Origin of the sequence: Enterobacter quasiroggenkampii (assembly GCF_043972695.1) — a bacterium.
In the GTDB taxonomy this organism is placed as follows: Bacteria; Pseudomonadota; Gammaproteobacteria; order Enterobacterales; family Enterobacteriaceae; genus Enterobacter; species Enterobacter quasiroggenkampii.
The window spans coordinates 298,679-316,246 of record NZ_CP143745.1 but is presented as its reverse complement, the minus strand read 5'-3'; the positions used below and the strand labels follow the sequence as shown (position 1 = coordinate 316,246).

Annotated in this window: 16 protein-coding genes; 6 read left to right on the top strand and 10 right to left on the bottom strand. The window is 56.5% G+C overall.

Annotation, left to right across the window (positions count from 1 at the left end; genetic code table 11):
- Positions 1–55: 55 nt before the first annotated feature.
- Together yhjD and V1572_RS01615 are read right to left on the bottom strand one after the other, a co-directional pair.
- Positions 56–1,081, bottom strand: coding sequence for an inner membrane protein YhjD (gene yhjD / locus V1572_RS01620; protein ID WP_262766589.1), 1,026 nt, complete (start codon positions 1,079–1,081; stop codon positions 56–58).
- 50 nt (positions 1,082–1,131) lie between these two features.
- Positions 1,132–2,031: a LysR family transcriptional regulator gene (locus tag V1572_RS01615; RefSeq protein ID WP_045909057.1), complete on the bottom strand. Its 900-nt coding sequence runs from the start codon at positions 2,029–2,031 to the stop codon at positions 1,132–1,134.
- Between the two features lie 119 nt (positions 2,032–2,150).
- Here V1572_RS01615 and V1572_RS01610 point away from each other — a divergent pair, with 119 nt between their 5' ends.
- Together V1572_RS01610 and V1572_RS01605 are read left to right on the top strand one after the other, a co-directional pair.
- Positions 2,151–2,909 (top strand): SDR family NAD(P)-dependent oxidoreductase, encoded by a 759-nt coding sequence (locus V1572_RS01610; protein WP_395299976.1) that lies wholly within the window; start codon positions 2,151–2,153, stop codon positions 2,907–2,909.
- 154 nt (positions 2,910–3,063) lie between these two features.
- Positions 3,064–3,666: a helix-turn-helix transcriptional regulator gene (locus tag V1572_RS01605; protein WP_048027792.1), complete on the top strand. Its 603-nt coding sequence runs from the start codon at positions 3,064–3,066 to the stop codon at positions 3,664–3,666.
- Here the strand turns inward: V1572_RS01605 and V1572_RS01600 are convergent.
- The gene (locus V1572_RS01600; RefSeq protein WP_045909054.1) at positions 3,645–3,983 is read right to left on the bottom strand and encodes a lysozyme; all 339 of its coding nucleotides are present in this window, start codon (positions 3,981–3,983) and stop codon (positions 3,645–3,647) included. The two genes, V1572_RS01605 and V1572_RS01600, sit on opposite strands and share 22 nt — an antisense overlap.
- A gap of 71 nt (positions 3,984–4,054) precedes the next feature.
- The gene (locus V1572_RS01595; RefSeq protein ID WP_234085084.1) at positions 4,055–4,594 is read right to left on the bottom strand and encodes a GNAT family N-acetyltransferase; all 540 of its coding nucleotides are present in this window, start codon (positions 4,592–4,594) and stop codon (positions 4,055–4,057) included.
- A gap of 148 nt (positions 4,595–4,742) precedes the next feature.
- Between V1572_RS01595 and V1572_RS01590 the strand changes: the two genes are divergently transcribed.
- Entirely contained in the window at positions 4,743–6,332 is a 1,590-nt protein-coding gene (locus V1572_RS01590) for an STY4199 family HEPN domain-containing protein (RefSeq protein ID WP_045909052.1), read from the top strand.
- Between the two features lie 59 nt (positions 6,333–6,391).
- Here V1572_RS01590 and V1572_RS01585 read toward each other — a convergent pair whose 3' ends face one another.
- The 4 genes from V1572_RS01585 to V1572_RS01570 all read right to left on the bottom strand — a co-directional run bounded on the left by V1572_RS01585 (position 6,392) and on the right by V1572_RS01570 (position 11,824).
- Positions 6,392–8,041 carry an alpha,alpha-trehalase gene (locus tag V1572_RS01585; protein ID WP_024908843.1) on the bottom strand — a complete coding sequence of 550 codons (1,650 nt, stop codon included), beginning with the start codon at positions 8,039–8,041 and terminating at the stop codon, positions 6,392–6,394.
- A gap of 199 nt (positions 8,042–8,240) precedes the next feature.
- A complete protein-coding gene (locus V1572_RS01580) occupies positions 8,241–9,422 on the bottom strand; it encodes a glycoside hydrolase family 5 protein (protein ID WP_395299655.1) in 1,182 nt (393 codons plus the stop codon).
- A gap of 135 nt (positions 9,423–9,557) precedes the next feature.
- Positions 9,558–10,910 carry a glutathione-disulfide reductase gene (gene gorA, locus V1572_RS01575; protein ID WP_262778962.1) on the bottom strand — a complete coding sequence of 451 codons (1,353 nt, stop codon included), beginning with the start codon at positions 10,908–10,910 and terminating at the stop codon, positions 9,558–9,560.
- Between the two features lie 71 nt (positions 10,911–10,981).
- Positions 10,982–11,824 carry a 23S rRNA (adenine(2030)-N(6))-methyltransferase RlmJ gene (locus tag V1572_RS01570; RefSeq protein ID WP_008503119.1) on the bottom strand — a complete coding sequence of 281 codons (843 nt, stop codon included), beginning with the start codon at positions 11,822–11,824 and terminating at the stop codon, positions 10,982–10,984.
- Between the two features lie 207 nt (positions 11,825–12,031).
- Between V1572_RS01570 and prlC the strand changes: the two genes are divergently transcribed.
- Together prlC and rsmJ are read left to right on the top strand one after the other, a co-directional pair.
- On the top strand, positions 12,032–14,074 hold the full coding sequence (gene prlC, locus V1572_RS01565; protein WP_048027782.1) for an oligopeptidase A: 2,043 nt from the start codon (positions 12,032–12,034) through the stop codon (positions 14,072–14,074).
- Positions 14,075–14,081: 7 nt separating this feature from the next.
- The gene (gene rsmJ, locus V1572_RS01560) at positions 14,082–14,834 is read left to right on the top strand and encodes a 16S rRNA (guanine(1516)-N(2))-methyltransferase RsmJ (RefSeq protein ID WP_262778961.1); all 753 of its coding nucleotides are present in this window, start codon (positions 14,082–14,084) and stop codon (positions 14,832–14,834) included.
- A gap of 92 nt (positions 14,835–14,926) precedes the next feature.
- On the opposite strand, the gene uspA is transcribed toward rsmJ, so the two are convergent.
- On the bottom strand, positions 14,927–15,364 hold the full coding sequence (gene uspA / locus V1572_RS01555) for a universal stress protein UspA (RefSeq protein WP_003861223.1): 438 nt from the start codon (positions 15,362–15,364) through the stop codon (positions 14,927–14,929).
- 283 nt (positions 15,365–15,647) lie between these two features.
- On the opposite strand from uspA, the gene uspB reads away from it, so the two are divergent.
- Positions 15,648–15,983, top strand: coding sequence for a universal stress protein UspB (gene uspB, locus V1572_RS01550; protein ID WP_003861224.1), 336 nt, complete (start codon positions 15,648–15,650; stop codon positions 15,981–15,983).
- 54 nt (positions 15,984–16,037) lie between these two features.
- Here uspB and pitA read toward each other — a convergent pair whose 3' ends face one another.
- On the bottom strand, positions 16,038–17,537 hold the full coding sequence (gene pitA / locus V1572_RS01545) for an inorganic phosphate transporter PitA (protein ID WP_008503116.1): 1,500 nt from the start codon (positions 17,535–17,537) through the stop codon (positions 16,038–16,040).
- Positions 17,538–17,568 lie beyond the last annotated feature (31 nt).

The following is a 17,568-nucleotide window of genomic DNA, read 5'->3' as shown; positions in this document are numbered from 1 at the left end:
TGGATTTATATGCTGAAATGATGAATTGGGCTGAAATTTCAGCCCGGGAGTGGCGTTACCGGTGTGTTTTACCCGGCATTCTCGGGTCGTCTTTGTACTCGGCAGTGGCAATCCATGCTGCGCAGAACAGGGTTAAACGTGCGAAGAAATAGAAGAACGCCATTAACCCCAGCACCGAGCCGAACGCCGCGCCGGAAGGGGATTTCACCAGTGACGGCAGGGTGTACGTCATCACGATTTTGATCACCTCAAAGCCGATCGCCGCGATCAACGTGCCGCGGATCAGCGCCTTCTTGCGCGGACGATGACGGGGCAAGCGCCAGAAGATCCAGAAGAACAGCAGATAGTTGGCGAAGATAGAAATCGCCAGCCCAATGCTGCGCCAGGCGGGCTTCAGCCATTCGATGTAATCAAGATAGAGCGCGGAGATGATCATCTGCTGCGCGGAGCCCGCCACGGAGGTAATGGAAAGCGTCACGATGAGCGCGACGAGCAGGCCAATCAGCGAAACAAAATCACGGAGATACTTAACCCAGATTTTCTCCTGGTCCTGCGGCTTACGCTCCCAGACGTCGCGCGACTGGGCGCGAATGGCCTCGCGCAGGTTGCCCATCCAGTTAACGCCGGAGTAAAGGGCAATCAGCAAGCCGACGATACCGACGGTAGTACGCTGCTGCACGGCGGTATTGATGGTGCTTTTGAGCGTGCTGGCAAGGGTTGGGTCACTGACGTTATTCAGGATCTTATTAAAGATATCCTGCAGCAGCGTCGGGTGCGAGGCGAGCACAAAACCGGCCGCCGCAAACGACACCATCAGGATCGGGATCATCGACAGGAAGGAAAAATAGGTGATGGCGGCACCAAACTGGTTTCCCATGCGGTCATTAAAGCGTTCGGTCGCGCGTATCAGATGCGCAATCATGGGAAACTGCTGAATTCTGGCGACAATGCCGGTGACGGTCCCCAGCGCTTTGCTGGCGGTACCAGGGGACCTGGTCTCTTCAGGCCCGGTTTCCATCTTTTTGACGGGCTCATACTCTAAATGTTGGGTGGGTCGTTGCGGGTTGTTTTCCGGCGTCACGCGACTTTTCCTTTTCGTTTGGCTGGATGTTATTGAATTATAGCTTGCGACTAGTCCACGTAAGCTTTTGTGAGTTCGGTCAGCCACTCCATGAACAGATGTACCCGGCGGGAGAGGTTGCGCCGGTGGGGATAAATCAGGGAAACAGGCATCGGTTCGGCCCGGTATTGCGGGAGGATTTCAACCAGCTTCTTCGCGCGCAGCAAATCTCGTACCCCAACCCGTGGAACCTGAATGATGCCCAGCCCGGCGAGGCAGGCCGCCTGGTAGGTTTCGGTGCTGTTAACGGTCAATACCCCGCCCGTTTTTATCCACTGCGTCGCACTGCCGTTATAAAACTCAAAGCCCTGCGGACGGGTTCCCAGCATAGCGGTGTAGTGAATGACGGCGTGCGAGCCTAAATCGTCCAGCGTGTCCGGGTAGCCAAACCGCGCCAGATAGTCCGGACTGGCGCAGTTAATCACCGATAGCTTGCCCAACGGTCGGGCGATAAGCCCTGAATCCTTCAGCGTGCCGACGCGTACCACGCAATCAAACCCTTCGCGGATCACATCCACCAGACGATCGCTGCTGCTGAGTTCCAGCTCAATGCCCGGATAATGCTGCAGAAACGCAGGGAGTTTGGGGATGACTAAATTTCGAGCAACGGCGACGGGCATATCCACGCGAAGCCGTCCGCTGATGCTGGAGGGATCGTGCTGAAACATCCCGTCGAGTTCATCAAGGTTTGCCAGCAGATCTTTTGCCCGTTCGTAATAGACCATGCCGTCCTGCGTCAGGCTGACGCGACGCGTGGTGCGGTGCAATAGCTGGGTGCCAAGCCGGTTTTCGAGGGCCTGAATCTGCCGTGACACGCTGCCTTTTGGCAGCGTTAAAGTTTCTGCCGCGCGGGAAAAACTCTCCAGCTCCGCGACGCGGACAAACAGCTGCATTGCGTGAATTTTATCCATAGATGAAGCTCATTGTTGTTTTCGATGAAACAGTGAAGCGTTTTAACCCACCTTTATTGATCTTCTATCACCTAATAAGCTCTTACTCAATCTCCATAACAGCCAAAACGAGGTTTATGATGACTGAACGTATCGCATTAGTGACGGGTGGTAGCCGTGGTTTGGGTAAAAACGCGGCCTTAAAGCTGGCGGCAGACGGCACGGGAATTGTGCTGACCTACAACCGTAGCCAGCAGGAAGCGCTGGCGGTTGTGCATGAAATTCAGCAAAAAGGCGTTAACGCGGCGGCAATACAGCTTAACGTCGGGGAAGTCACAAGTTTTGATCATTTTGCCCGACAGCTTCAGGAAACCCTCCGAACCGTCTGGCAGCGTGAAACCTTTGACTATTTATTGAACAATGCCGGAACGGGTTTATATGCGCCCTACACCGACACGACGGAAGCCCAGTTTGATGAGGCGCTGAACATTCATTTCAAAGGACCTTTCTTCCTGACCCAGCGCCTGCTGCCGTTGCTTAACGACGGCGGACGGATCCTTAACGTCTCCAGCGGACTGGCCCGTTTTACCCAGCCGGGCTCGGGAACCTACGCGGCGATGAAGGGGGCGATGGAAGTGCTGACGCGTTATCAGGCGAAAGAGCTGGGGGCGCGCGGTATTTCCGTCAATATCATTGCGCCTGGCGCGATCGAAACCGACTTTGGCGGCGGACGCGTGCGCGACAACGCGGATCTGAACCAGATGCTGGCATCCCAGACGGCGCTGGGACGGGTGGGGCTGCCGGACGATATTGGCGATGCCATTGCGGCACTGCTCAGCGACAAACTGGGCTGGATGACTGCGCAACGTATTGAAGTCTCAGGCGGCATGTTCCTGTGATATCTGCGCTTAAGGAAATCCTTAAGGTGAATGTGTCCAGATACTGACAGATATAAAGAACACGGGGGATTTGTAACGGCTCCATTCGTTGAGTTTTTTCTTAAATAACGCCTCTGTAGAATCCCCCTTCGCTATTCTCAGAGGGGAAAAAACGATGCGAGTAATCATGTTTGACAGGCAGTCACTCTTTATTCACGGAGCGATACACAGTCTTCAGGCGCTAATCCCGGAAATAACTATAACAGGGACCTGTCAGGCACAAGATTTATGGGCTCAGGCTTCTGCTTCGCCGTCAGCTATCGTCATGATTGATGGGAATTTAATTCAGGACGAAGGGAGCGCTTTGCTGGAAGCGATCGTGCATCGCTTTCCGGCGATACGCGTGATTCTGGTTTTGGCGAAAAAAGAGGCCAGATGGGTGGAGCAACTGCGGCAGCGAAACGTCATGGCCATTATTCCCCGCAATGCCAGTCCCGAACGGTTTTCCGCCGTGCTGGATTCGGTAGCCCGAGGGATGGTCTGTTTTCCCGGCGAGTGGGTCCGAGAGCCGACGTCGCCTCAGGCGTTATTATCCTTAAGCGAGCGCCAGCGCGAAGTGCTGAAACTGCTGGCGGCGGGGGAGTCAAATAAAGAGATTGGCCGCAATCTCAACATCAGTGCGGCCACGGTAAAAGCGCACCTCGAGGCGCTTTTCCGTCGGCTGGACGTGAAAAACAGAACGCAGGCCGCCATGTACTATACCCGGGCGACGGCCTGAATAAGCGCGTCGGGGAGCGACGTTATCTCTCCGAAACTGAATATCATCATGACCAGCGCATCATGCTGCTGTTGGGTTAATGGACGTGTCAGATTTTCCCGCAGCAGCGTCTCACATAGCCGTATATCTTCATGCAGCAAATGGTCTGCCTCCAGCGGTGTGACAGGACCGTGAAAATGCTCCTGGTCACGGATAACGTGGCCATAGCCGATAACCCATAATCCGTGTTCGTCACGATATTTTTCCAGAGAAAGACCCTGATGTTTTTTTATTAACGCGATGGCGGCAGATGATATTTTCAGCCCATGCTCTTTCATATTCGTTTCCTCTTAATGGCGACACTGTAGAGGAAACGGCTTACGAGAAATATCCGCCAAATGGCTGTTGATCACGCCTTGTTATTCAGATATTCATGCCGCAATAAACCAAATAACCAGTCATTATGCCAATGCCCCGCAAGGAAATAGCTTTCGCGTAATTCGCCCTCCAGGCGAAAGCGGACTTTTTCCAGCAGACGTCGTGAGGCGATATTGCCCGCCGTGACGGTGGCGGTAAGTCGGCGTATATCGCCTTCTTCAAAGGCATAGCGGCAAAGCGCCTGCAGGGATTCGAAGCCGTAGCCTTTTCCCTGCGCCTCGGGGGCGAAAAGGAAACCCACTTCGGCGCAATCCGCCTCCCGATGAATATACCCGGTGACGCCCAGCGGGGCCCGGGAGGCGGCGTCACGCACGACGAGGCACAGCCAGTGCGCGCTGCCTGGCGTCCAGGGCGTCAGACGGGCATCGAACGCCTCGCGAATAACTGCGACGGGGCGGTCTTCCGCCACAAAGCGCATGACGTCGGGATGTTGCTGTAGCGCCAGAAAAAAGGGCCAGTCTTCTTCCTGCAAAGGTGAGCAGTTCAGGCGAGGGGTAATTAAAACGGGCATTCAGATTCTCCTGACACTTTTTAAATGATTTTAGGGTTGTCACTTTATTTCAACAGAAAGTCAGGTATGGTTAACCGCGTATAAATAAAAAGAAAAAAGGCCGTCTCGTGCCCATTCCGGATGTCTTCGTTGTCGCTTAAGGAAAACAATGACTCTCAGCACATCACATCATATTCGCGAACAGTTCGAACACTGTCTGGCGGTCATTCGCCATGCGTCGGTGGAAATTTTGCTTCTTCTGAATGTACATGCATCTGAGGGCAAAGATCCACGCTGGTTTCTGGAACAGCTCGACAGCGCGCGATTAGCCCTGGGCGGCTGGGGAGCCGTGGCGAAAAAACTCAACCTGAATGATGCAGAGATGTCGGAATTTACGCTCCAGCTGCGCCTGCTGCAGCAGCGCGTGCCGCAGTATGAAAGCGGACAGGATGTGAGTGAAAACCAGCTGATTGCGGCGATGCGCTTTGTCACCGCGCTGGAGCACCTTCGCCTGCAGCAGCCGCTGTTGACCTACAGCACAGAGCTGTCTCCGGGCAGCGAACTTCAGCAGCAGCAGGCGCACAAGCAGGTGCGGGCGATAGAGCTGATGATAAAAGGGCTCATCCAGCAGGCCTGGCCCGATCAGGTCAAGCTGAACAACCATCTTAAGACTTTGTTTAACGCCGATCGCGTACGGCGCTGGCTGAAGCTGGGCGAGATCAACGATGTGCTGAGCGGCATGATGTTCAGCGAGCTGGCACAGATGCTGGTGGATAAAAAGGAGTTCAGCCGCTATTACGCTTCGCTGTTCAGCGATCCGTCCATGCTGACGCTGCTGGTTGAACCGCGTAAAACACTGCAAACCTTCCTCGATGACATCCGGCAAATTCGCAATAACATCACCGTTCAGAAAACGTTGAGCTCGGCGCAAATTCAGCTGCTGGATAACTACTACGCCCAGATCGCGCGGCCCGTTCAACGCGCGTTTGAAGAGGGGAGAACGCGCGTCAATCCCGCGGGATTCATGGCGGTAGATGCCAGCGAACTGCATACCTTCTGGGAAAAGGCGCAGAAAATGGATCGGGTCACCGGCGGGGATCTGTTTGAAGTCCGCGACACCATTGAAAAGCCGACCCAGCGCGCGCCGCGCACCCCCGAACAACGCGAGCAGCTCATTTCCGGTGCGTTATGGGGGGCAGTTGGCGTTATGGTGATTGCCATCGTGGCCGGGGGATTCTGGCTGGTGACCAGCAGTAAACCGCAGCCTGCAGCCGTCAGCGCGGCTGAAGCGGCACCACCACAGGAAATGCGTGAAACACCTTCCTCGCGTGAAACGCTCACGCGGATGGGAGTGACCTGGGACGAGAATAATTTCCGCTCGGCCATTAACCGCAACGACACCCGCGTGACCCAGCTCTTTTTGCAGGGCGGTATGGACTGGAAGCTCTCCTGGACCGAAGAGGCGATGTCGGCAGGCTATGACGACGTGCTGGAGCTGATGTTACGCTACCGGCAAAACATGGTGGAGGAGAAGCCGTGTCGGCGCTTCATCAACACGCTCAGCCACGCAATGTCTAACGGCGAGTCTCTGACCTCGGTACGTAAAGAGTACCTCAAAGCTTTCTGCACCGTGCCTGCGGTGGTGAAACGCCAGCAGCACGATCTCGATATGGCTACACGGCGTGCGAAGTCACAGCCGGATGCCACCACCAAAAAATGGCAGTCTATTCAGAGTGCCATTTATGAGGTGATTCGCTGATTTCTCCTCCCTCTCCCTGTGGGAGAGGGCCGGCGTGACGGCACCAGACCGCACCCTATTCAAGGCTCCCCATACAACCCAATCAGCCGCCGCACTACGCCGTTTGTCCAGCCAAAACCGTCCTGCAGCGGATACTCACCCCCGCCACCTTCGCGCGGCGTGCTGCTGGCGATGTGGTACTTCTCAATCAGCTTATGATGCGTCTGATAAAAATGGTTCACCGTATGCAGCCAGCTCCAGGCGATCTCATCCCCCAGCGAGTCGTTGCCATACTGCTTGAACCCCTGAATCGCCATCCACTGCAGCGGCGCCCAGCCGTTGGGTTTATCCCACTGCTCGCCGGTTTCATACTCGGTCGCCAGAATCCCGCCCGGCGTGAGCAGTCGCGCCTTGACCGCATCCGACAGGCGCTCAGCCTGCTCATGGGTCGCCATACCGACATACAGCGGCACGATGCTGGCGGCAGAAAACAGTGCCAGCTCTTCACGTCGCCAGTCGTAGTCGCGGTAACAGCCGCTCTCCTCGTCCCACAGATAGCGGTTCACCGCCTCGCGACGATCGCTGGCTTTCTGGCGGAACAGGTCGGCCGTCTCTTTGTCCCCTTTCGACGCCGAAATGTTGGCAATGGCGCTTTCCAGCTTGAACAGGAAGGCGTTCAGGTCGATGGGGATAAACTGCGTCGTGCGGATGCTGGCGAGCCGCGACGGATCGCGCAGCCAGCGGGACGAATAGTCCCAGCCGGACGCTGCCCCCGCCCGCAGGTCGCGATAGACCTCGTTTGGCGGTCGCCCTGAGTGGCGCGCGGTTTCCACGTCCTCAATCCACGATTCGTCGCGCGGGGTATCACGGTCATCCCAGTAGCGGTTGAGCAATGAACCGTCCGGCATGCGCACGGCGCTGCGGTAGGCCTGGTTAAGCAGCAGCGACTCCGCGCCGTCCATCCAGAAGGCGTACTCCATTTTGAGGTGATCCAGATAGCGTTTTGCACCGCGCACGCCGTCCTCCTCAAACAGCTCAACCATCAGCGCAAAGACCGGCGGCTGGGAGCGGCTGAGATAATAGGTACGGTTGCCGTTGGGGATATGCCCGTAGCGTTCAATCAGCCAGGCGAAGTTGTCCGCCATGCACTTCAGCAGGTCGTTACGACCGCTCTCCGCCAGCCCCAGCATGGAGAAATAGGAATCCCAGTAGTAGGTCTCGCTGAATCGTCCGCCGGGAACGATATAGGCCTGCGGCAGCGCCAGCAGGGAAGACCAGGGAATATGATCCTGCGGCTCGCGCGTCAGCACCGGCCACAGGTTATCAATGTGCTCCTTGAGGGAGAGGCCCGGGTCGGAGACATACTCGGTGCCGAACGTTTCCGGCATCCAGAAGTGGTTCTCCACAAACTGGCGCAGGTCGAAGTCCCGGTGGCGTCTGACCTTGCGGTAGCGGATCAGGATATCCAGCGGATCCATTTTCGGCGCGCAGTCGGGGAAGGTTTTGCTATCCGCAAACAGCCGCGTCGACTGCACATGCTCGAACAGTTCAAGATAGCGGTCTGCGGGCGTCAACGCATCGGAGGCGGGTAGCCCCTCGATCATTTCGGGTTCCGGCTCCGCCTCAATCATTTCATCCAGTTTCAACTCGCAGGGATCGGTCTCGTAGCGCAGTTCTTCTGCAATCTCGAACTCGATGTTCTCAGTAGCCTGTAGTTTCTGGTTGAACATGGTGATAAGGACCTCCGGTTGTGTGTTCAAAAGACAGGTTTATCCGGGCGTCTTATAAGCGTAGACATTCGCTTCGGTAGAGGGGGAGGAATATGTGCGGTAGATCACTATTTTCGGAGCATTCGTTTTGCAACGATTTATGTATGTTAACAGTAGCCTCTCCAGGAGAGGCTACTGAACAAGAGGCGAGTATCCCGGATCAAAGGCCTTGTTTTAGCCGCGTAGCAATCGGTTCAAATTCCTCGGTGGAATGGCGCTTGAGCGTATCAGGGGCGTTATCCTCAATGGCTTTCCAGTAGGACCACGGCACCGGTTTTTCCCCCAGCTCATAGTCCATGGCGTCCCAGGCATCTTCACGAAACGCATAAAATGCCCAGTGTGCATGATGTTTGTCGAGGACGGTCAGGACATCATTAAGCCACTGCCTGCAGCCCTGCAGCGTGCGAACGCAGCCAAACTCTCCCGCGACAACCCGGTTGGCCGGAATACCGTGCTGTTTCGCCCAGTCAAAGGGCGCGTTCATCCATTTCTCTATGGCCGTAGCGTCCCATTTCACCTTTTTACCGCCGAACGTGACCATGCCGGGATAGTCGAACGGCACTTTGCGGCGTGCATTTGGCGCACTGGTGAAATCATAGGGCTCGTACATGTGGAAGCTGTAGAGCACCCGCTTATCCTCAAGCGCGGACGGCCAGCCAGAAAAACCACGCGCGGAGGCGTACCAGCCTCCATCGACCATAATCGGTGTGGTGGCATCGACCTCGCGGATGGCGGCAATAATCTGATTGTAGAGAGCGGGAAGGTTACGCGCCGTGCTTTGCTGCTGCTGATACCAGGTTCTTAACGCCTCTGGCGACGCCTGCTCGCTAATGTTGCCTCTTTTTTCAGGCGCGGGTTCATTGACCAGGTTCCAGGCCGCAATGCCCGGTTCGTCCTTCAGGGCCTGGGCCAAATCACGCCAGAACTGAGCGGCTTCCTGCCAGTATTTTTTATCCTGCCAGATGCGGTCATCAAACTGGTTATTGTTATTTTGCGCCCAGCGCATGCCGGGTAAAGAGAGTGGGGCAATAACGACCTGTAGCCCGGCCGCGTGGGCTTTCCTGATGGAGGCTTTGAGCGTCGCGAGGTCTGCGGCCTCGAGCCCACGGTAACCGTCGGCGTTGCCGAGAAGAAAATCTCTCCCGGCAGGTTTCCATTTATCATAAGAGAGGCGAACCCACGTCGCGCCATAGCCACGCAGCGCATCATAGTATTCCTGTGTGGGCGGCAGGCGGTTAAAGCTGTTTCCACCGTGCTGAGGGGTATCCCAGAAGGTGATTTGATCAGATGAGGAGGCAGCAAAGCAAAAAAGAAGTAGGGTCAACCCGATAAGCGCTTTCATCTCAATTCCTTTTTAGCGTGATGATGATTTTATATTCGCTGGGATGATGATGCTTTGTCTTTAAATTATCGAGCCATATAAAAAAACTGGCCCGCAAAGGCCAGTTTTGATGACGTGCTTTCCTGCGAAAAGCCCTTAACGCATGGTCACAAACTCTTCCGCCGCCGTTGGGTGGATTGCCACGGTGTTATCGAAATCTTTCTTCGTTGCGCCCATCTTCAGCGCCACGGCGAAGCCCTGCAGGATCTCGTCCATGCCGAAGCCGATGCCGTGGATACCGACAATCTTCTCGTCCGGACCGACGCAGACCAGCTTCATGCGGCACGGCTGACGGTGCGAGGTGACGGCGGTATACATCGCGGTGAAGGCCGATTTATACACTTTCACCTGGTCGTCGCCATACTGCTCGCGCGCCTGCGGCTCGGTTAAGCCGACGGTGCCGATAGGCGGGTGGCTGAAGACCACGGTCGGGATGTTGCTGTAGTCCAGATGCTCGTCCGGCTTGTTGTTAAACAGGCGCTCGGAAAGACGACGACCCGCCGCAACGGCCACCGGGGTCAGCTCAACCGCACCGGTATTGTCGCCGACCGCGTAAATGCCCGGTACGCTGGTGTTCTGGAATTTATCGACGACGATATAGCCTTTATCGTCGGTTTTCACGCCGGTCACGCCCAGGTTGAAGTTATCGTTAGCCGGTTCACGGCCAATCGCCCAGATCAGGCAATCGACGGTCTGGCTGCGGCCATCTTCCAGCTCCAGCGTCAGGCTGCCGTCTGCATTTTTCACGACCGCTTTTGGCACGGCGTTGGTATGCAGGGTTGGACCTTCGGTGTTCATCACTTCAACCAGCGTATCAACAATCAGCGGATCGAAGCTGCGCAGCGGCGCGTGTTTACGCACGAACAGGTGCGCTTCGGCACCCAGACCGTTAATCACGCCAGCCAGCTCCACCGCGATGTAACCCGCGCCCACCACGGCAACGCGTTTTGGCAGGGCAGGCAGTTCGAAGAAACCGTCGGAGTCGATGCCGTATTCCACGCCCGGGATGTTCGGGTGGCTTGGGCGACCACCGGTAGCGATCAGGATGTGATCGGCGGTGATCGTCTCACCGTTTACTTCGATCGTTTTCGCATCAACAAAGCGAGCGAAACCGTGGATAACGTCGACGTTATTTTTGCCCAGCACGTTGTCGTACGAGGTATGAATACGGTCGATGTAGGCGGTACGGCTGGCGATCAGCTTGTCCCAGTCGAAGTGATTGATGGTAGTGTCAAAGCCGTAGTCCGGGCCATACATGTGGATAGCTTCACGGATTTGCGCCGCATGCCACATGACCTTCTTCGGTACACAACCCACGTTCACACAGGTGCCGCCCAGCGCTTTGGCTTCAATCAGCGCGCACTTCTGGCCGTACATGGCCGCGCGGTTGATGGAGGCGATGCCGCCGCTGCCGCCGCCGATGGCGATGTAGTCATAATGCTTAGTCATAGCTTTTGTCCTTAATCGTGAATTGCCGCGATTGTATACCTGAAATCAATAGTTTCCACCGATGGCTGCGATTACTCCGGGACGATCCAACTGACGGAGGTATGGCCCGTACCGGCTGGCACCAGCGTTTTATGCAGCCACGGCAGCACGTTGTTCATCTGCGCTTCGAGCTTCCACGGCGGGTTAATGACGATCATGCCTGAGGCGGTCATGCCGCGCTGGTCGCTGTCCGGACGTACCGCCAGCTCGATCTGCAGAATTTTGCGGATGCCGGTGGCTTCCAGGTCCTTGATCATGCGCTTAATTTGCGCACGCAGCACCACCGGATACCACAGGGCGTATGTCCCGGTGGCGAAGCGTTTGTAGCCTTCGTGGATGCCGGTCACCACCGCCTGATAGTCGGTTTTGATTTCGTACGGCGGGTCGATCAGCACCAGGCCGCGACGGGAGACCGGCGGCAGCTTGGCTTTCAGCTGCTGGTAGCCGTCGGCTTTTTCCACGCGGGCGCGGCTGTCTTTCTGGAATTCAGAGCGCAGCAGCGGGAAGTCGCTCGGGTGCAGCTCGGTCAGCTGGATGCTGTCCTGCTCGCGCAGCAGCTGGCGGGCAATCAGCGGGGATCCCGGGTAGTAGCGCAGCTGGCCGTTGCGGTTGAAGTGATTCACCACGCCGATATACGGCTCCAGCTCGGCAGGCAGGTCGTCCTGCTGCCAGATGCGGGCGATCCCTTCCAGGTATTCACCGGTACGCTCGGCATGCTCACCGCTCAGCTGATAACGGCCCGCGCCCGCGTGGGTGTCCAGATAGAGAAACGGCTTCTCTTTCTCTTTGAGCGATTCGATGATCAGGCTCTGAACGGTGTGTTTAAGGACGTCGGCGTGGTTGCCTGCGTGGAAGCTGTGGCGATAACTGAGCATGGGTAATGATATTCCGCTGAATTGACGATTTGCCACAGTTTACAGCAGAACGGCGCAGATTACCCGTAGGCCCGGTAAGCGCAGCGCCACCGGGCTCTTTTCGACAACGTCCGGCATTGAAATCCTCTACACTTAACCCCATTCTAGATCGCATATGCACAGCGCCGGATGCGCGCTTCATTCATCTTATTCAACAGGACAGCGTTTATGACCAATCCATTACTGACGCCTTTTTCGTTGCCGCCGTTTTCTAAAATCCTCCCCGAGCATGTGGTTCCAGCCGTTACGCAATCCCTGGACAACTGCCGCGCGGCGGTAGAAAGCGTGGTAGCGCAGGGCGCGCCGTACACCTGGGAAAATCTGTGTCAGCCGCTGGCCGAAGTGGACGACGTGCTGGGGCGTATCTTCTCCCCGGTAAGCCACCTGAACTCGGTAAAAAACAGCCCGGAGCTGCGTGAAGCCTACGAGCAAACCCTGCCGCTGCTCTCTGAGTACAGCACCTGGGTCGGCCAGCACGAAGGGCTCTACAAAGCCTACCGCGACCTGCGCGACGGTGACCATTATGCCGAACTGAACACGGCGCAGAAAAAATCGGTCGATAACGCCCTGCGTGATTTTGAGCTGTCCGGGATTGGCCTGCCAAAAGAGAAGCAGACCCGCTACGGTGAAATCGCCGCGCGCCTGTCTGAGCTGGGCAACCAGTACAGCAACAACGTGCTCGACGCCACCATGGGCTGGACGAAGCTGATCACCGACGAAGCGGAGCTTTCCGGCATGCCGGAAAGCGCTCTGGCGGCGGCAAAAGCGCAGGCCGAGGCGAAAGAGCAGGACGGCTTCCTGCTAACCCTGGATATCCCGAGCTATCTGCCGGTAATGACCTACTGCGACAACCAGGCGCTTCGCGAAGAGATGTACCGCGCCTACAGCACCCGCGCTTCCGATCAGGGGCCGAATGCCGGTAAGTGGGACAACAGCCCGGTCATGGCGGAAATCCTCGCCCTGCGCCACGAGCTGGCCCAACTGCTGGGCTTCGAAAACTACGCCGATAAATCCCTCGCCACCAAAATGGCGGAAAATCCGCAGCAGGTGCTCGACTTCCTGACCGATCTGGCGAAACGCGCCCGTCCACAGGGTGAAAAAGAGCTGGCCCAGCTGCGCGCCTTCGCGAAAGCGGAGTTCGGCGTGGACGAGCTGCAGCCGTGGGACATTGCTTACTACAGCGAAAAACAGAAGCAGCACCTCTACAGCATCAGCGACGAGCAGCTGCGCCCGTATTTCCCGGAAAACAAAGCCGTTAACGGCCTGTTTGAAGTAGTGAAGCGCATCTATGGCATCACCGCCAAAGAGCGTACCGATATCGACGTCTGGCACCCGGACGTGCGCTTCTTCGAACTGTATGACGAGAAAAACGAACTGCGCGGCAGCTTCTACCTCGATCTCTACGCGCGTGAGAACAAGCGCGGCGGGGCGTGGATGGACGACTGCGTGGGCCAGATGCGTAAAGCAGACGGTTCTCTGCAGAAGCCGGTCGCCTACCTGACCTGTAACTTCAACCGTCCGGTAAACGGCAAACCTGCGCTCTTTACCCACGACGAAGTGATCACCCTGTTCCACGAGTTCGGTCACGGTCTGCACCATATGCTGACCCGCATCGAAACCGCAGGCGTGGCAGGCATCAGCGGTGTGCCGTGGGATGCGGTCGAACTGCCGAGCCAGTTTATGGAAAACTGGTGCTGGGAGCCGGACGCGCTGGCGTTTATCTCCGGTCACTATGAGACCGGCGAACCACTGCCGAAAGAACTGCTGGATAAAATGCTGGCAGCGAAAAACTACCAGGCGGCGATGTTTATCCTGCGTCAGCTGGAGTTCGGCCTGTTCGATTTCCGCCTGCACGCCGAGTTCAGCCCGGAGCAGGGCGCGAAAATTCTTGAAACCCTGGCCGAGATTAAAAAGCAGGTTGCCGTTATTCCTGGGCCAACCTGGGGCCGCTTCCCGCACGCGTTCAGCCATATCTTTGCAGGCGGTTACGCGGCGGGTTACTACAGCTACCTGTGGGCCGACGTGCTGGCGGCGGATGCCTTCTCTCGTTTCGAAGAAGAGGGGATCTTCAACCGCGAAACCGGCCAGTCGTTCCTCGACAATATCCTGACCCGCGGCGGTTCCGAAGAGCCAATGGTGCTGTTCAAACGCTTCCGCGGACGCGAGCCGCAGCTGGATGCGATGCTTGAGCATTACGGGATCAAAGGCTGATTGTTACGTGAAGATCTGCTTAGTGGATGAAACGGGCGCCGGAGACGGCGCCTTATCTGTTCTGGCCGCCCGCTGGGGGCTGGAGCACGATGATGAAAACCCGATGGCGCTGGTGATGACCACAGCGCATCTGGAGTTACGCAAGCGCGACGAACCGAAGCTCGGCGGGATTTTCGTCGATTTTGTCGGTGGGGCCATGGCGCACCGGCGCAAGTTCGGCGGCGGTCGCGGCGAAGCGGTGGCTAAAGCGGTTGGGATTAAAGGAAGCTATCTGCCGGACGTGGTCGATGCCACGGCGGGGCTGGGGCGCGATGCGTTTGTGCTGGCGTCTGTCGGCTGTCGGGTGCGGATGCTGGAACGTAACCCGGTGGTGGCGGCCCTGCTCGACGACGGTCTGAGCCGTGGATACGCGGACCCGGAAATCGGCCCGTGGTTGCAGGAACGATTGCAGCTGATCCACGCCTCGAGCCTGACGGCGCTGACCGATATCAGCCCGCGCCCGCAGGTGGTCTATCTCGACCCGATGTTTCCGCACAAGCAGAAAAGCGCGCTGGTGAAGAAAGAGATGCGGGTGTTTCAGTCTCTGGTGGGGCCTGATCTGGATGCGGATGGCCTGCTGGCGCCGGCTCGTCAGCTGGCGACGAAGCGGGTGGTGGTAAAGCGCCCTGACTATGCGCCGCCGCTGGCGGACGTTGCCACGACCAATGCGGTGACCACCAAAGGGCACCGGTTTGATATCTACTCAGGCACGCCGGAATAAAAAAAGCCGGGTGGCGGCTTCGCCTTACCCGGCCTACATTTCGTGCCGCTTGTAGGCCCGGCAAGCGTTAGCGCCACCGGGCTTTTTTGCACTTACTCGTCTTCTTCGTCACGCAGTGGAACAATCAGCATATCCACGTGAACGGTGTTAATCAGCTGGCGCGCGGAAGACATCAGCTTGCTCCAGAAGTCCTGATGGTGACCGCACACCACCAGGTCCATGTCATATTTCTTGATCGCATCAACCAGTACCTGGCCCAGGTCGCCGCTGCCGCTCAGGGTTTCGGTAATCGGGTAGCCTGCGTTAGTGGACAGTTCGCTCAGGGCGTGGTGCGTCTCTTCGGAGATACGCTTCTGCATATCGCCCAGATTGACGTCGATCAGACCGGTGTAGAGGTCGGAGTAATTCACATCAACGTGAATCAGCGAAACTTTCGCGTTGTAGGGACGTGCCATGGATACCGCTTTATCAACCAGCACTTTGCTCTCCGGGGAGAGGTCTACCGCGATGAGAATGTGTTTGTAAGCCATAGTGTTACTCCTTCCTTAAGTTATCGATGACTAAATGGGAAAGCCGTCGTCTGATGCTTTCATTACGGCCCAGTTAAACATATTTTTCAAGCTTTGGTGTTGATAACGATTAACCTTGTGGCAAAAAAATTAACGGATCTCCTACACTATTAAATGAGCCGTTCGGATATTAAAACGCGAACCGGATCGACTTTTGGTCATTCTTTCACTGAACTGTCTGTCAGGGCATTGGGGTGCGGTAGCTCAGAAGCCTTGCTTCGTGGGCGGACGCCGGGGAGGATGTATGATTAGCACCGTCGCATTGTTTTGGGCGTTATGCGTGGTTTGCATAGTGAATATGGCGCGCTACTTCTCATCGTTACGTGCGCTGTTAGTGGTACTTCGTGGTTGCGATCCGTTGCTTTATCAGTATGTGGACGGTGGAGGGTTCTTCACCTCGCATGGACAGCCCAGCAAACAGATGCGTCTGGTGGGATATATTTACTACCAGCGCTACCGCGATCATCACGATGAAGAGTTTATCCGTCGCTGCGAGCGCCTGCGTCGTCAGTTCATTTTAACCAGCGCCCTGTGTGGCCTGGTCGTGGTCAGCATGATTGCATTGATGATTTGGCACTGAGCATAAAAAAAGCGGGTCAGTTTCCTGACCCGCTTTTTTGTCGCCTTCAACCGATTAAATCAGCTTCAGCGAAATCCAGTACAGCCCGCCAGACAGCAGGATGGATGCCGGAAGGGTGAACACCCAGGCCATCAGAATGTTGGTCACGGTTTTGCGCTGCAGGCCGCCACCGTCAACAATCATGGTACCTGCCACGGACGAGGAGAGTACGTGGGTGGTGGATACCGGCATACCGGTGTAGCTCGCCAGACCGATAGATACTGCCGCCGTCATCTGCGCGGACATACCCTGCGCATAGGTCATGCCTTTCTTACCGATCTTCTCGCCGATGGTGGTCGCCACACGGCGCCAGCCAATCATCGTACCGATACCGAGTGCCAGTGCGACCGCCATGATGATCCAGATTGGCGCGTACTCAATGGTGTTGAGCATATCGCCTTTCAGTTTCTTCAGGAGACGCTGGTCGTCAGCATTCACGTCAGGCAGCTTCGCCACTTTATCCGTTACATCAGAGATGCACAGCATAATGCGACGCAGCTGACCACGCTGCTCAACGGTCAGTTTGTCATAACTTTCGATATTCCCCAGCATGCCTTTGGCACGTTCCAGCGCGTTAATCGCGTTTGCCGGATGGCAGTGGAATTCGCCAGGCGCGGTGGTAGCACCGGCTTCCGGAGACGGGATCAACTGGTCAACGCCGGTCGCTTTTTTCAGCAGCTCAGGGTGCTGCTGGAAATAGGTTTCAACGTTGTTGACCGCATCACGGGTCCGGGTGATTTCGTAGCCGGAGGCGTTCATGTTAACCACGAAGCCTGCCGGAGCAACGCCGATCAGTACCAGCATCACCAGACCAATGCCTTTCTGACCATCGTTCGCGCCGTGTGAGAAAGCCACACCGATAGCGGAAATGATCAGGGCGATACGCGTCCAGAATGGCGGCTTTTTCTTGCCGTCTTTCTTTTCACGCTCTGCTGGCGTCAGGTGAATACGGGAGCGTTTTTTGGTATTGCTCCAGTAACGACGCAGGATGAAGATCAGCCCGCCTGCCACCACCAGACCCACGATAGGGGAGACGATGAGAGAGGCAAAGATCCCCAGTACTTTCGGGATATTTAACGCATCAACAACCGATGTACCGGTCATGAGGGCGTTGGTTAACCCGATACCGATAATCGCGCCGATGAGAGTGTGAGAACTGGATGCAGGCAGGCCGAAATACCAGGTACCGAGGTTCCAGATAATTGCAGCAAGCAGCATTGAGAACACCATAGCGAGGCCATGGCCAGAACTTACGTTAAGCAGCAGATCTGTTGGCAGCATATGCACAATGGCATACGCAACGCTCAGTCCGCCCAGGAGGACACCAAAAAAGTTAAATACCGCCGCCATAACAACCGCAAGCTGCGATCGCATTGCGCGAGTGTAGATAACCGTCGCTACTGCGTTTGCAGTGTCGTGGAAGCCGTTGATCGCTTCGTAAAACAGTACAAAAACCAGAGCAAGCAAGAGTAAAAGCCCGGTATGTAAATCCAGGCCGGCAAACAAATGTAGCATAGGACGTTACGCCATTTTGAGGACATGAACG